The organism is Bradyrhizobium sp. AUGA SZCCT0176, assembly GCF_018130145.1.
Classification (GTDB): Bacteria; Pseudomonadota; Alphaproteobacteria; order Rhizobiales; family Xanthobacteraceae; genus Bradyrhizobium.
This window is the reverse complement of sequence record NZ_JAFCMB010000003.1, coordinates 46810-60346: the sequence shown is the minus strand read 5'-3', so window position 1 is coordinate 60346 and position 13537 is coordinate 46810. Positions and strand designations below refer to the sequence as shown.

13 protein-coding genes are annotated in these 13537 nt (G+C 62.9%); 6 read left to right on the top strand and 7 right to left on the bottom strand.

The genetic code is table 11. From position 1 onward, the window contains the following. Positions 1-3 precede the first annotated feature (3 nt). On the bottom strand, positions 4-855 hold the full coding sequence (locus JQ600_RS08585; protein ID WP_212391412.1) for an enoyl-CoA hydratase: 852 nt from the start codon (positions 853-855) through the stop codon (positions 4-6). A 198-nt stretch (positions 856-1053) separates the two neighbouring features. Between JQ600_RS08585 and JQ600_RS08580 the strand changes: the two genes are divergently transcribed. Genes JQ600_RS08580 through JQ600_RS08570 form a run of 3 tightly spaced genes read left to right on the top strand, consistent with a single transcriptional unit; the run spans position 1054 to position 3079 of the window. Then, complete coding sequence (locus tag JQ600_RS08580) at positions 1054-1665, top strand: LemA family protein (protein WP_212391410.1); 612 nt, start codon at positions 1054-1056, stop codon at positions 1663-1665. 20 nt (positions 1666-1685) lie between these two features. Next, positions 1686-2579, top strand: a complete 894-nt coding sequence (locus JQ600_RS08575; protein ID WP_212391408.1) for a YgcG family protein — start codon at positions 1686-1688, stop codon at positions 2577-2579. A 2-nt stretch (positions 2580-2581) separates the two neighbouring features. Beyond that, positions 2582-3079 (top strand): TPM domain-containing protein, encoded by a 498-nt coding sequence (locus tag JQ600_RS08570; RefSeq protein ID WP_212391406.1) that lies wholly within the window; start codon positions 2582-2584, stop codon positions 3077-3079. Between the two features lie 201 nt (positions 3080-3280). Here the strand turns inward: JQ600_RS08570 and JQ600_RS08565 are convergent, their stop codons facing one another. The 3 genes from JQ600_RS08565 to JQ600_RS08555 form a co-directional block, all read right to left on the bottom strand. Then, positions 3281-3892 carry a glutathione S-transferase family protein gene (locus JQ600_RS08565; protein ID WP_212391404.1) on the bottom strand — a complete coding sequence of 204 codons (612 nt, stop codon included), beginning with the start codon at positions 3890-3892 and terminating at the stop codon, positions 3281-3283. 181 nt (positions 3893-4073) lie between these two features. Continuing rightward, on the bottom strand, positions 4074-4886 hold the full coding sequence (locus JQ600_RS08560; protein ID WP_212391402.1) for an MBL fold metallo-hydrolase: 813 nt from the start codon (positions 4884-4886) through the stop codon (positions 4074-4076). Further along, positions 4883-5257, bottom strand: a complete 375-nt coding sequence (locus tag JQ600_RS08555) for a Crp/Fnr family transcriptional regulator (protein WP_212263453.1) — start codon at positions 5255-5257, stop codon at positions 4883-4885. The genes JQ600_RS08560 and JQ600_RS08555 overlap by 4 nt, the downstream gene beginning before the upstream one ends. Before the next feature lie 251 nt (positions 5258-5508). On the opposite strand from JQ600_RS08555, the gene JQ600_RS08550 reads away from it, so the two are divergent. The 3 genes from JQ600_RS08550 to JQ600_RS08540 all read left to right on the top strand — a co-directional run bounded on the left by JQ600_RS08550 (position 5509) and on the right by JQ600_RS08540 (position 8436). Beyond that, positions 5509-6525, top strand: a complete 1017-nt coding sequence (locus tag JQ600_RS08550) for a hypothetical protein (RefSeq protein ID WP_409363344.1) — start codon at positions 5509-5511, stop codon at positions 6523-6525. Positions 6526-6616: 91 nt separating this feature from the next. Beyond that, positions 6617-8173 carry a hypothetical protein gene (locus JQ600_RS08545; RefSeq protein WP_212489777.1) on the top strand — a complete coding sequence of 519 codons (1557 nt, stop codon included), beginning with the start codon at positions 6617-6619 and terminating at the stop codon, positions 8171-8173. A gap of 95 nt (positions 8174-8268) precedes the next feature. Then, the gene (locus tag JQ600_RS08540; protein ID WP_212391395.1) at positions 8269-8436 is read left to right on the top strand and encodes a hypothetical protein; all 168 of its coding nucleotides are present in this window, start codon (positions 8269-8271) and stop codon (positions 8434-8436) included. A 19-nt stretch (positions 8437-8455) separates the two neighbouring features. Here the strand turns inward: JQ600_RS08540 and JQ600_RS08535 are convergent, their stop codons facing one another. The 3 genes from JQ600_RS08535 to putA form a co-directional block, all read right to left on the bottom strand. After that, a complete protein-coding gene (locus JQ600_RS08535) occupies positions 8456-9103 on the bottom strand; it encodes a glutathione S-transferase family protein (RefSeq protein ID WP_212391393.1) in 648 nt (215 codons plus the stop codon). A 17-nt stretch (positions 9104-9120) separates the two neighbouring features. Further along, on the bottom strand, positions 9121-10326 hold the full coding sequence (locus JQ600_RS08530) for a CaiB/BaiF CoA-transferase family protein (RefSeq protein WP_212391391.1): 1206 nt from the start codon (positions 10324-10326) through the stop codon (positions 9121-9123). Between the two features lie 98 nt (positions 10327-10424). Next, a complete protein-coding gene (gene putA / locus JQ600_RS08525) occupies positions 10425-13436 on the bottom strand; it encodes a bifunctional proline dehydrogenase/L-glutamate gamma-semialdehyde dehydrogenase PutA (RefSeq protein ID WP_212391389.1) in 3012 nt (1003 codons plus the stop codon). Positions 13437-13537: the final 101 nt, after the last annotated feature.

Genomic DNA, 13537 nt, shown 5'->3' with positions numbered 1-13537 from the left:
GCTCTACTTCACCGATGCCTGCTTCCTGACGGAAGGATGAAGCCCCGCGGGGTCCACCACCATTCCGAATTCCTGAAGATTATGCGCATGGCAGAGCTGATGCAGCGCGAACGCCTGGTCGATCGCCGCGGGCTGTCCCATTACGTCGACCGAGCGGTTGACGGCCTCCTTGGTCAGCTTCAGCGCGAACGATGGCTTCGCCGCGATCTTCTGCGCCAGCGCCATCACGAACGAGGAAAGCTCCGCGCGCGGCACGACGTGGTTGACCATGCCGAGCCGGTGCGCCTCGTCCGCGCTCCAGGTATCCGCCGTGAACAGCAATTCCTTGGCCTTGCGTGGGCCGAGTTCCCAGGGATGCACGAACCATTCGACGCCGCAGACACCCATGGTGACCACGGGATCGCAGAACTCGGCATCGGCGCTGGCGACGATCATGTCGCAGGCCCAGGCCAGCATCAGCCCGCCGGCAATGCATTTGCCGTGCACTTCCGCGATGGTCGGCTTCGCCAGGTTGCGCCAGCGCCGCGTGATCTGCAGATAGATCTCCTGTTCGCGGGCGAAGCGGCCATGGGCGTTGGGTTCGGCAAAGCCACCCCAATTTCCGACCGGCGGAAAATCCACCCCGGCTTCATTTTTGCTGCCCGGCCGCAGATCGTGGCCGGCGGAAAAATGAGGGCCGCTCCCTGCGAGAATGATGACCTTGACCGCGTCGTCCTGCACGGCCGCATCGAAGGCGGCGTTGAGGTCGTAGGTCATTTGCAGGTTCTGCGCGTTGCGCGCCTCGGGCCGGTTCATCACGATCCGCGCGATGCGCGGCTCCGGCCGCTCCACGACGATGGTTTCGAATGCGGTCATGGGCCCTCCCGTTATTATTATTCGGCCATGTGACTATTTCAGCCGACGATAGGCAAGAGCCATCGGAACGAAAGCGGCCCGAAGTTCATTCAATCACCGCCGTCATTCCGGGATGGGTCATTAGGCCCAGCCCCGGAATAATTGTGTGAAAGCACGACATTCTGATACCGTGACACGAAATAATACCGGGAGTGTTTTATGCGCAGATTATGGACCGTGCTGGCGGCGCTGGCGACGCTGAGCCTGACCAATTGCGGCTACAACGCCATCCAGACCACCGACGAGCAGGTCAAGGCGGGTTGGTCGGAGGTGGTGAACCAGTACCAGCGGCGCGCTGATCTCGTGCCCAACCTCGTCAATTCGGTGAAGGGCTTTGCGCAGCAGGAAAAGGACGTGCTGCTCGGGGTCACCAACGCCCGCGCCAAGGTCGGCAGCATTCAGGCGACACCCGAACTGCTGAACGATCCCGCCGCGTTCCAGAAATTCACGGCCGCCCAGGGTGAACTCTCCAGCGCGCTTTCGCGCCTGTTGGTCGTGACCGAAAACTATCCGCAGCTGAAATCCGACGCGCTGTTCAAGGATTTGATGGCGCAGCTCGAAGGCACCGAGAACCGCATTACCGTGGCGCGCAACCGCTACATCAAGGCGGTGCAGGACTACAACGTCGGTATCCGCACCTTCCCGAACAACATGACGGCGATGATGTTCGGCTACAAGGAAAAGCCGAACTTCGCGGTCGAGAACGAGAAGGAAATATCCACGGCGCCGAAGGTGGATTTCAATCCGACACCGGCCGCGCCCGCGAAGTAGCGGATCAAAGATCAATCGCAATGAATGCTGCAAGAGTTTCCATTCTTGCGCTGCTCGTGTTCTGGGCTGCTTCAGCCCTGGCCGTCGTCGCGGTGCCGCCGCTCGTCGGGCGCGTGGTCGATCAGACCGGGACGCTCACCAGCGGCGATATCGATTCGCTTAACCAGACCATCCGAAGTTTCGAGGCGCGAAAGGGCAGCCAGATCGCAGTGCTGGTTGTGCCGACGACGGACGGCGAGGCGATCGAGCAATTCTCACTCCGGGTGGCGGAAGCCTGGAAGATCGGCCGCAAGAAGATCGACGACGGCGCAGTGCTCGTCATCGCCAAGAACGATCGTCATCTTCGCATCGAGGTCGGCTATGGCCTCGAAGGCGCGCTGACCGACGTCACCACCAAGCGCATCATCGACGAGGAGATCACGCCGAAATTCAAGTCCGGCAATTTCGCCGGCGGCGTCTCGGCCGGCCTCAACAAGATGATCCGGATCATCGATGGCGAGAAACTGCCGGAGCCGGAGCCGCCGCATTGGCAACATCAGTCAGGGCTGTTCGACGTCGACGCCATGTTCAATCCGTTTCTCCTGATCCCGGTGTTCCTGTTCGGCGGATTGATGCGGACCATGCTCGGGCGGCTGGTCGGGGCGGGCGTTGGCGGCGGCGTGGTGATGCTGATCGCCTGGTTCCTGTTCGGCTCGTTGGCCGCGGCCATATTCGCGGGGCTGATCGCAGTGTTTTTCGTGCTGTTCAGCGACACCATTGTGTCGTCGTCGCCAGGCAGTAGTGGAAGCGGCGGGTGGTCTGGCGGCAGCAGCGGCGGCTCATGGTCCGGAGGTGGTTCGAGCAGCAGCAGCTCAAGCGATAGCGGCGGCGGGGGTGGCAGTTTCGGCGGCGGCGGCGCGTCGGGGAGCTGGTAGATATGGGCATCAAACGCATTGGCAGGCATCTGCTCCAACACCGCTGGCGAGAGCGGCGCGACTTTCCGCCGAAGGTGCTGGCCGCGATCGAGGCGGCGATTAGGGCGGGTGAGGCCACGCATTCAGGCCAGGTCCGATTCGTGGTGGAAGGCGCGCTCGACGGCGCGCCGCTGTTCCGGAACCAGCCGGCGCGGGAACGCGCGCTGGATGTTTTCTCGCAACTGCGGATCTGGGACACCGCGCACAACAATGGCGTGCTGATCTATCTCCTGCTGGCCGACCGCGACGTCGAAATCGTCGCCGACCGCGGCATCCACGCACATGTCGGCACCGCCGGCTGGGAGAAAATCTGCGTCGAGATGGAAACGGAATTTCGGGCGGGAAATTTCGAACGCGGCGTGATCAAGGGGATCGAGGCCGTGTCGAGGCAACTGGCAGCGCATTTTCCGCCGCAGGGCGGCGGGATGAATGAGCTGCCGGACAAGCCGGTGGTGATTTAGCTCTTACCCTCCCCTGGAGGGGTCCGAGACAAGCGAAGCTTGCTCGAGGGTCGACGCGAAGCGGCGGGGTGGGGTGACAGTCTCTCCTCGCGAGCGGTGCCCGAGTTGAGGGACCTTCACCCCACCCCGTTTCTCGCATTTCGCTTCGCTCCATGCGAGTCGACCCTCCCCCTCCAGGGGAGGGTAAGACACGGGCCTTACCTACGCCTTCACCGACGGCCGTTCCGCAACTCGCGCCATCCACACCACGATATTGGCGTTGGTCTGATCCAGCGGCTGGCCGACCGTGCCGGCGAAATCGAGCCAGCAATAGAGCAGGATGTCGGCCATCGTGAAGCGCTTGCCGCAGAGATAGTCCTTGCCGGCCATTTGTCCGTCGAGCCATTGCAGGCGGTTGGCCGCGATCATCTTCAGGCCGGGCGAGGCTTCGGGCGCGCAGAGGATGCGTTTCTCGAAAAACTTCAGACCCTCGCCGAAGCGAAAGCCATTGGCGAGATGCTCGCAGATGTTGAGATCGACGCGGCGCGTCCACATCCGGCATTCGGCGCGCTCTTCCGGCGTCGTCCCGATCATCGCAGGCGTCGGGTTCTTCTCCTCGAGATATTCGCAGATCGGGATGACTTCCGAGAGATAGCTGCCATTGTCGAGTTCAAGCGCCGGCATCTGGCCGTGCGGATTGCGCTTCAGGTGCTCGGCCTCGCGGTTTTCGCCCTTGCGCAGGTCGACCGTCTGCTTCGGCATCTCGATGCCCTTCTCCGCCATGAACTGGCGGACAATGCGCGGATTCGGTCCGACCGAGTCGTAAAGTTTCATGGTGCTCTCTCCCCATGCCTCTTGGAGGCGTCGTTGTTGCTGTTGTTGAACAGGCCGCCATAAATTTTGTCAAATGGATGGATCGCAGCCGAAGGCCGGCGAGCGTGATTTGGAATCACGTCAAGATCTGTCAGGCGGGAAATAATTCCGGATGGCGCAATTATTCGGCAGCGTTGGCTGCCTAGCCATCATCCAGCTTGTTGAGGTCTCGCACCGACTGCATGATCGGTTCGAAATTCGAGCGCGCATCCAGCGCGTCGAACAATTGCGCCGTGTCGGACAGCAGGTTGTGCGAACGTTGAATGGCGACCCGTACATCGTCCTGCGGCGTGTCGGAGAGGCGGCCGTGGCCGGACAGCAGGATCTTCGAGTTCAACCCCTTCAGCCGCTCCAGCGACTGGATATAGTCGGCGATGCTGCCGGAGCCGAATACGCCGCCCATCACGCCGCCGGGCATCAGCGTGTCGCTGGCGAACAACAGGCCCTTGTCCTGATCGAACAGCGTGATGCAGGCTGAGGTATGGCCGGGCGTGTACATCACGTTGAGGCGGAAATTGCCGAGGTCGAGCAGATTGCCTTCCTCGAGCCAGATGTCGACATTGATCGGGATATTCGGTTCGTTGAACATCTTGCGCAGCATCGAGAAATCGTCGCGCAGCATGATCTTGTTGGCGGCCAGCCGATGCGCGGCGATGAAGGCGCGGCCATTGAAATGATAGGCGGCGCCGATATGGTCGAGGTGCTCATGGCTCAGCACCACCATGTCGATTTTCTCGGGCGGACAATTGACGTGTTGCAGACATTTCAGCAGATGCGGATAGTTCGATGACAGGCCGACATCGATCATGATGGTCCGCGAGCTGCCGCGCACCAGATAGGCGTTCGCCGCGCGGTTCTTGAAACGAATCTGGTACACGTCCTCGGCTGCCTCGATCAGCGTGCAGACGTCGCTTTCGAGCAGGGTCTTGAACGGGCTCGGCCTGCGCTCGCTCATGGATTGGCCGCGGCTTTGAACGTGATCGCGTTCGCGGCACGCAGCCGCTTGCTGAGCGCATCCATGATCATCAGCGCAAACGCCGGCTGCTGGCTGACCAGATAGACGAAGCGGGCGTGATTGATCCGCATCACGCGGGTGTGCGCCGCTGCGGCAATCGCGGTCGCCGAGCGGGACGAGCCGTCGATCACGGCCATCTCGCCGAAGAATTCTCCCTTGCCGAGCGTGGCGATCACGGTCTTGCTGGCGCCGTTAACCTTGGCGATCTCGACCTTGCCGTCGAGCACGACGAACAGTTCGCGCCCGGTCGAGCCTTCCTCAAAAATGACGTCATCTACATCAAACTCGTTGATGCATTTTTCGATGGTCATGGCGGCCTCCTGCCTTCTGGCTGGATGGTCAGGCCATGTTAGTCGGTAAATGAACGGGCGCAAACGGAGCTGTCGGGGATTGCCGCAGGGCAGCATGGGCGAGCGGGCGGAGTCGCCGGCCCTGCAGCCGTCGCTTTGCGGCCGCAAACAGGCCCGGATGACCTTCTAAAATTTCGGTAAGGCGGAACCCGGTAACGATTTCGCAAGCAATAAAAGTTACCAAAAGGTCAACCCATTCTGGAGAATTGAACGTGAGCGAACAGCAGTCCGAGGCCACCAGCGGTGAAACCGGTTCCGTCGGCGCCGGGCCGGCCGCTCCCGATATGACCGCAGCCAAAGTGCCGGTGACGGCGGCGATCGAGTCCCCGATGCTGGCACCCGACCAGCAAGAAACGTCCCCAAAGCCGGATGCGCCCAAAGTGGAAGCGCCCAGGGTCGAGGCTTCCAAGCTTGAAGCAACCAAAGTTGAACCGGCGAAGGTCGAAGCGGCCACATCTGAAGCTCCGAAAGTTGAAACGCCGCGGATTCCTGGCAAGCTGTTGATCATGTCGCCCGGCGAGCGCGCGTGGAACGGCGACGAAGCCGATGTGAAGCCTGAGGCCGTTGCAGCTGACGGCGTGTCCGGCAAGCGCCGGATGTCGGCGATGGCGGCTGTGGTGGCGCTGGCGACGGTCGCCGGTGCGCTCGGTGGCGCGCTGGCAACCGCGGGTCTTGGACAGATGATGGCCGGAAATTCCGCCGTGGCGAACAACAACAGTGCACTCGAAGCCTCGGTGGCGCGGATCGACGCCGATATCCTGGCGCTGAAGGCCAGCGTCGAGCACACCTCCAAAACCGGGGTGAGCCAGTTCAACAAGACCAGCGACCGCCTCGACAAGGTCGAGAAGGCGCAGGCCGAACCGACCGCCAAGCTCGCCAAGCTCAGCGATGCCGTCGAAAAACTCCGTGCGCAGGCTGCTGCACCCGCACCCGTCGCCGCCGCAACGCCGGCTGCCGCAAGGGACGTCACGGGAACGGTGTCGCCGCCCGCAACGGCCGCGGCGGTGCCGCTGCCCGCGCCCAAGCCCGAGATTGCACGGCTGCCGACCGTGGACGGCTGGGTGTTGCGTGACGCCGCCAATGGCAGCGCGCTGATCGAAGGCCGCCAGGGCATCTTTGAAGTCTACGCCGGCGATCCTGTCCCGGGTCTCGGCCGCATCGATGCCATCCGCAAGCAGGACGGCAAATGGGTGGTCGTGACCAGCAAGGGTCTGATTGTCGCCCGCTGATTACGCGAAATCTGAAAGACGAAGGCGCTTCACCGGGATGTGAAGCGCCTTTTTACTTGAATAGGCCACTTCGCGCGGTGTTAGTGGGGGCATGAGCCGCGCGCTGCGATTTCTTTTCATCATGCTCGCCCTGGTGTGCGGCGCATTGCCGGCGTCCGCCGCGCCACTGGAGCGTGGGACCGCGATAACGGATCCCCTGGCGCTGCGCGAACTCGACGGCGGCAGGTTCGGCATCGGCCGTTTGTTGTGGCCGGAGCGGTCGGCCGATATTCCGCTCACGAGCGGCCAGCTATTCACCCTGCCGTCGATGCTCCCGGTCCGCCAGGCGATCGACGCCGAGTTCGACCGTTATATTGCGCGACACAAAAGGAGCCTGCCGAGCGAAGCCATCGGCGTCGGTGATGGCTTTGCCTTTCAACTGTTCGACCGCACCCAGCTTGATTCCGGCGACACCCGTTTCGCGCTGGCGGGCATCGTCAATCGCATGGACCGCGCTTATGTCGACGAGGCCAGCTGCGGCGACATCCGGCTGATCTATCGGCTGACGCGAATGAAAACGCCGGGGATCGACGACAGGGCAATTTTGCCCCGTCTGCCGATGACGCTGAATCTCGTGCTGAAAGCCAAGGCCGGTCATGGGATCGACCGTAACGGCAAACCCGTCACCTGTTCCGAAATCGCAAAGCGATGGCTCGCCGCAGGCGAATTTTCGCTGACCGGCGCGCCGCTCGCGGAAAAGCTGCTGGATGAAAACGGTCCGCTCGATCTGCTCGGTTATGAAAACATCGATCGCATCGAGACCAACCTTCAGATCGCGCATGCGCCGAAATCGCCCGTGCGCGATTTCCGTACCGATTACCTGTTGAAGGTGTTTCGCTATGACGCCGCGGCGCGGGAATTTCGGGAAGCGCCGATGGAGAACCAGATCGACCGCGACCGCATTCTGGCCGACGACAAGCTCGGGCGCGAATTCAAGTCATGGCTGCTGGAGCCGAAACATTTGGCAGAGTTCGATTCTGGCGCGGTCCTGATCCCGGAAAAATTCCTTGCCAATGGCGCGATTGCCGCAACGCCGGCCGGATTTGACGCTTCCGACCTGCAGCCTGAATTCGGCCTGATGCAGGGCGAGGGGGCCAAGGCGGTGTTCAGCGAAGCTGACGTCGTCACGGCGCTGAAGAAGGCCGCGGCTGGCGGTATGAAGCTGCAAAACATCCGCTCGGCTGGCGGCTTTGAGCGGCGGCTGAACGACGTCACCTGTTCCGGATGCCACCAGACGCGTGGCATCGGCGGATTTCATTTTCCCGGCGTCGACTGGATGGCGGTCAATCCCTCCAATTCAACGGTCGTGCCGGCGTCGCCGCACTTCTTCGGCGATCAGGTTCGCCGCCGTGACATCCTCACCGCAGTGCGGGATGGCAAGGCGCCGGATTATTCCCGGGGCTTTGCCAGCCGCCCGCAATTGCGCGGCAGCACGGAGCTGGTGGGGACCGAATATAGCGATGGCTGGGGCGCGCATTGCTACGCTCCCGGCAATACCGCGGCGAGCAACGACGCGAGTTTTCGCAGCTGGACCTGCGCCGAGGGGCTGGCCTGTCAGGTCAGCGGCAAGACTGGGCGCATGGGCATGTGTTTTGTGAAAAGCCGGTAGGCACGTTTCGGCCTTGGCAGCGGCAAGGGCGCCGATGCACCGTCATCGTTTGATGCTAGAGTGACGGGTAACGACCAACCGAGCGGGGACCAGCGATGAGCTCTTCCGACCAGGAGAACAGGCAACGGAATCGCGAGATCGCCGAAAACGAAGCCAAACGCGAGGTCGTCAGCAACGTCCGCGTCAGCACCTGGGCGATCGCGGTCGCCGTCATTGCCGGTGTGATCGTCTTCGGCATCGTCTGGGCCTGGTTGAGCCGCTGAAACGTCAAACCGAAAGCGTTCACTTCGCGTAATGCGTCAGCCGCTTGCCGGGCAGCAGATCGTAGGCCGACTTCCAGCCGGGCAGATCAGCCATGCGGCCGAGCCACGCACTGATGGCCGGGTGGCTCACCGCGAAATCATATCCGGTCTCGTCGCTCGGATAATGCAGATAGGCCATCATGGAGATATCGGCGATGCTCGGCCGCGCGCCGATCGCGAACGCATTCTGCTGCAGATGTGTTTCCAGGATGCCGAGGAAATCGTCGAGCCGCTTGCGAAAATAGGTCAGCACCGCGGGATCGCCTGACGGGATGAACGTCCGCATGAATCGGTATGAGGCCATGTAGCCGGTGAGCTTGTGGTTGTCCCAGAACAGCCAGCGCAAGACTTCGAAATGCTCCGCTTCAGTCTCGCCGCCGAATTGGCCGAACTGCCGCGCGAGTTTCAGCAGGATCGGCGCGGTCTGGGTGAGGCGGACGCCATCCTCTTCCAGCACCGGGATTTCGCCCATCTCGTTGACCGTGCGCCGCCATTCCGCTGACCGCGTGATGCCGCCGCCGAAATCGGTCCAGATCGGCTCGAAGGTCTGGCCGCACAGGGTCAGCATCAGCGCAAGCTTGTAGCTGTTTCCCGATTCTGGAAAGTAATGCAGTCGGTAGGTGGGCATGCCGCTGTTCCGCAGGCTCACGCCACCGCGCCGGACGCGCGCAGCTTCTTGATCGCGGCCTCGTCATAGCCGGCGTTGCGCAAAATCTCGTCGCTGTGTTCACCGAGGCCGGGCGGCTTGCGCGGCTGGACCTTCTTGCTGCCGTCGACCCAGATCGGGCTGCTGATGGTCATCATGGTGTCGTTCTCGAACGGCACCAGCACTTCGTTCTCGATCATCTGCTGGTCGCCCGGAATGTCGTCGAGAATGCCGACGACGCCGAACACCAGCCCGTTGCCGTCGAGGATCTTGCGCCATTCGGCGAGGTCTTTGCCGGCAAAGATTTCGTCGAAGATCTTGATCAGTTCCAGCGAGCGCGCGTGGCGCTCCTTCCTGGTTTCAAAGCGCGGGTCGGTCACCAGATCCTCGCGCTCGAGGCAGCGCGCCAGCGTCGGCCATTGCCGGTCTTCGTTCAGCAGCGACAGGATCAGCCAGCGGCCGTCCTTGCACTGGTAGTGATTGGTCACCGCGTTCAGCGCGCGCTCGCGCGGCCGCCGTTCGCCGAACTTGGCGCCGACCAGTTTGGCCTGTGCCAGCACCGAGGCCGCCCAGACGCCGTTGGCCATCAGGTTCGAGCTGACGTGCGAGCCCTTGCCGGTCTTTTCACGCTTGAACAGCGCGGTCACGATCGCGCCGTAAAACGCCATCGCGCAGGGGTGGTCGCCCATGCCGGCGATCGATCGCGCCGGCGTGGTGTGCTCGTCGGCGCGGACAAGGTCCATCAGGCCGGAGCGCGCCCAATAGGCGTTAGAGTCGAAGCCGGGCTTGTTGGCTTCCTCGCCTTTTTCGCCATAGCCGGTGAACGACGCATAGATCAGCCGGTCGTTGAGATGCGCTAGGTGATCCCAGGTGATGCCGAGCTTGGTGCGGACCTGTGGCGGCATGTTGGTGATGAAGACGTCGGCCTCGGCGACCAGTTTGTAGAGCACCGCCTGCGCTTCCGGCTTCGTCAGGTCGAGCGCCAGGCTCTTCTTGTTGCGGGCTTCCAGCATCCACGCGAAATTGTGTTCGCTGTGCGGGTAGCCCGGCAAATTCGGCAAATTTCGATATGGATCGCCGGTAACCGGCGGTTCGATCTTGATCACGTCGGCGCCGAAATCGGACAGCACGGTGGCGGCCGCGGGGGCTGCGATGAAACTCGCGCAGTCCAGAACCTTGAGGCCGTCAAAAATGCCTTTTTCCATGTCGATGCCGCTCCCGAAACCCTGTTGATTTTTCTTCCGCTGGAATATTGCATGCCGTGCGTGCTGAAACTTCAACGCCATTTGGGCGCGGGATGCAACTACTCCCCGCCCGAGAGCAGGGCTGCATTACCGCCGGCGGCGGCGGTATTGACGGTCACCGTCTGTTCGGTGGCAAACCGCGCCAGATAATGCGGTCCGCCGGCCTTGGGGCCGGTGCCGGAAAGGCCATGCCCGCCGAACGGCTGCACGCCGACGACCGCGCCGATCATGTTGCGGTTGACGTAGATATTGCCGACCTGAACGGCGTCGATGATGTCATCGACCGTATCGTCGATCCGGGAGTGGATGCCGAGCGTAAGTCCGTAGCCGGAACGCTCGATCGATTGCAGCACGGCAGTGAGCCGGTCGGCCCGGTAACGCACCACGTGCAGCACCGGACCGAACACTTCTTCCTTGAGTTGTCCGGCATCGGACAATTCAAAGATGTGCGGCGCGACGAAATTACCCTCGGGCGCGGTGCCCGCAAAGTGCACCCGCGCTTCCTGCTTCATGCGCGCGATATGAGCGTCCAGGCGCGCTTTGGCCTCGGCATCGATCACCGGGCCGATATGGGTGGCGGGATCGCTGGGATCGCCAATCCTCAGTTCACGCGCGGCGCCTGCGATCATCTCGATCATGCGGTCGGCAACGTCGTCCTGGACGAACAACAGCCGCAGCGCCGAGCAGCGCTGACCGGCCGAGCGGAACGCCGAGGTGACGACGTCATCGGCAACCTGTTCGGGCAATGCGGTGGCATCGACGATCATGGCGTTGATGCCACCGGTCTCGGCGATCAGCGGCACGATCGGGCCGTCCTTGGCCGCCAGCGTCCGGTTGATTGATCGTGCCACCCCGGTCGAGCCGGTAAAAACGACGCCTGATATGTCGGGATGTCCCACCAGCGCCGCACCGATCCGCCCGTCGCCTTGCACCAGATGCAATGCGGACGGTGAGACGCCGGCTTCATGCAATAGCCGCACCGCCTCCGCCGCGATCAGCGGTGTCTGCTCGGCAGGTTTTGCGACGACGGCGTTGCCCGCCATCAGCGCCGCCGTGACCTGGCCGATGAAGATCGCGAGCGGAAAATTCCACGGCGAGATCGCGACGAAGACGCCGCGGCCGCGCAAGGCGAGCACATTGCTCTCGCCGGTCGGACCCGGCATCGCCTTGCCGTCGCCGAACTGTTCGCGGCCTTGCGCGGCATAGTAACGGCAGAAATCGACGGCCTCGCGGACTTCCGACAGCGCGTCATCCAGCGTCTTGCCACCCTCGCGCTGCAGCAGCGCGATGAAATGCGCCGCGCGTTGTTCCAGCAGGTCGGCGGCCTTTTCCAAAATGCTTGCGCGCGTCCAGGCCGGCGTTCGGCTCCAGCCTTTGAAGCCGTCGCGCGCGGCCAAGATTGCCGCGTTGACTTCGGAGAGCGTCGCATCAGCGACGCTGCCAGTTGCAGGCAAAACTTCCGCAGCGACAGCCGCGACGAGTTTGTTCAGCGCCGCCCGTTCGCCGAATTCCAGCCCGCGCGAGTTTGTCCGTTGTGGCGAAAATAGATCGGCCGGCAGGCGGATGTCCGGATGCGCGGCTTTGGCGGCGACGCCAATGATTTCCATCGGACGCCACAGCAATGTGGCCATCGGCACCGTTTCATCGGCGGCGAGCGCGACAAACGACGAATTGGCGCCATTCTCGAGCAACCGCCGTACCAGATAGGCGAGGAGATCACGGTGGCTGCCGACCGGCGCATAGGTCCGGCAGGCGATGTCGGGATGGTCTTCACTGAGCTGCGCATACAGCGCCTCGCCCATGCCGTGCAGGCGCTGGAATTCGAAGCCGCTTTTGTCCTTTGCCAGTTCGAGAAGCGTCGCGACCGTCAGCGCGTTGTGCGTCGCGAACTGTGGAAAGATCCGTGGCCGCAAGCCCAGCAATTGCTGCGCGCAGGCGACGTAGTTCAGGTCCGTCATCGCCTTGCGGGTGAACACGGGATAACCGTCGAGACCGCGCTCCTGCGCGCGCTTGATCTCGGTGTCCCAATAGGCGCCTTTCACCAGCCGCACCATCATGCGGCGGTTCAGGCTTTTCGCGAGACCATCGACATGGTCGATCACCTCACGGGCGCGCTTTTGATAGGCCTGGATCGCCAGCCCAAAGCCGCCCCAGCCGGCCAATGATGGATCGGCGAATGCCGCCGCGATCACGTCGAGCGACAATTCCAGCCGGTCGGCTTCCTCGGCATCGACGGTGAAATTCAGATCAAAGGTCTTGGCCTGCCGCGCCAGATCGATCAGGCGCGGCACCAGTTCGCTCATCACGCGTGAATGGCTGACCGCTTCGAAGCGCGGATGCAACGCCGAGAGCTTGACGGAAATACCGGGCCGATCGGGCAAGGGACGATTGTTGGCGGCGCGGCCGATCGCATCGATCGCGCGTGCATAGGAATCAAAATAGCGCGCGGCGTCGGCGGCGGTGCGCGCGCCTTCGCCGAGCATGTCGAAGGAATAGCGCCGGTGGCGCGATGCATGCGCTTCGGCCCGCGCCAGCGCGGCCTCGATAGTCTCGCCGAGCACGAAATGGCTGCCCATCAGCCGCATCGCCTGGCGTGTCGCGGCGCGTACGGCGGGTGCGCCGAGCCGCTTGGTCAGCCGGCCGATGGTGCCCTGCGGCGTCTCGCCGGGCTGGATCACCCGCGCCGACATGCCGAGCGCCCACGCCGAGGCGTTGACCAGGAAGGCGCTGGATTTGGTCTCGTGATGCACGAAGTCGCCCTGGCCGAGCTTGTCCTCGATGAACTGGTCGGCGGTGCGCGCATCCGGCACCCGCAACAGCGCTTCCGCGAGCACCATCAGCGCGAGGCCTTCCTTGGTCGACAATGCGAACTCGCGCAGCATGTCCTCAACGCCGCCGAGCGGATCGTCATTGGCTCTGACGGCTTCGATCAGGCGCGTCGCCGTGAGGTCGATCCGCGTCTCCTGCTCGGCGCCCAGCTTGGCGGTGGCGAGCAGGCGGGCGGCGATTTTCCAATCATCGGGTGCGTAGGCCGCGTTGAAGGGCGGGAGAGGCGGTGGATGGTCCGGCATGGTGATTCCCTCGGGGTCTCATCCAATTTACCGCTGCTCCAACCGTAGTTCGATAGACAAATTCGTCATTATGCCTTAGGAAATATGGAGAATAGCCAAAA

Bases quoted from the DNA above. Each gene is read 5' to 3' on its own strand.
- JQ600_RS08585 (WP_212391412.1), bottom strand. From the start codon at position 855: ATGACCGCATTCGAAACCATCGTCGTGGAGCGGCCGGAGCCGCGCATC.
- JQ600_RS08580 (WP_212391410.1), top strand. From the start codon at position 1,054: ATGCGCAGATTATGGACCGTGCTGGCGGCGCTGGCGACGCTGAGCCTG.
- JQ600_RS08575 (WP_212391408.1), top strand. From the start codon at position 1,686: ATGAATGCTGCAAGAGTTTCCATTCTTGCGCTGCTCGTGTTCTGGGCT.
- JQ600_RS08570 (WP_212391406.1), top strand. From the start codon at position 2,582: ATGGGCATCAAACGCATTGGCAGGCATCTGCTCCAACACCGCTGGCGA.
- JQ600_RS08565 (WP_212391404.1), bottom strand. From the start codon at position 3,892: ATGAAACTTTACGACTCGGTCGGACCGAATCCGCGCATTGTCCGCCAG.
- JQ600_RS08560 (WP_212391402.1), bottom strand. From the start codon at position 4,886: ATGAGCGAGCGCAGGCCGAGCCCGTTCAAGACCCTGCTCGAAAGCGAC.
- JQ600_RS08555 (WP_212263453.1), bottom strand. From the start codon at position 5,257: ATGACCATCGAAAAATGCATCAACGAGTTTGATGTAGATGACGTCATT.
- JQ600_RS08545 (WP_212489777.1), top strand. From the start codon at position 6,617: ATGAGCCGCGCGCTGCGATTTCTTTTCATCATGCTCGCCCTGGTGTGC.
- JQ600_RS08540 (WP_212391395.1), top strand. From the start codon at position 8,269: ATGAGCTCTTCCGACCAGGAGAACAGGCAACGGAATCGCGAGATCGCC.
- JQ600_RS08535 (WP_212391393.1), bottom strand. From the start codon at position 9,103: ATGCCCACCTACCGACTGCATTACTTTCCAGAATCGGGAAACAGCTAC.
- JQ600_RS08530 (WP_212391391.1), bottom strand. From the start codon at position 10,326: ATGGAAAAAGGCATTTTTGACGGCCTCAAGGTTCTGGACTGCGCGAGT.
- putA (WP_212391389.1), bottom strand. From the start codon at position 13,436: ATGCCGGACCATCCACCGCCTCTCCCGCCCTTCAACGCGGCCTACGCA.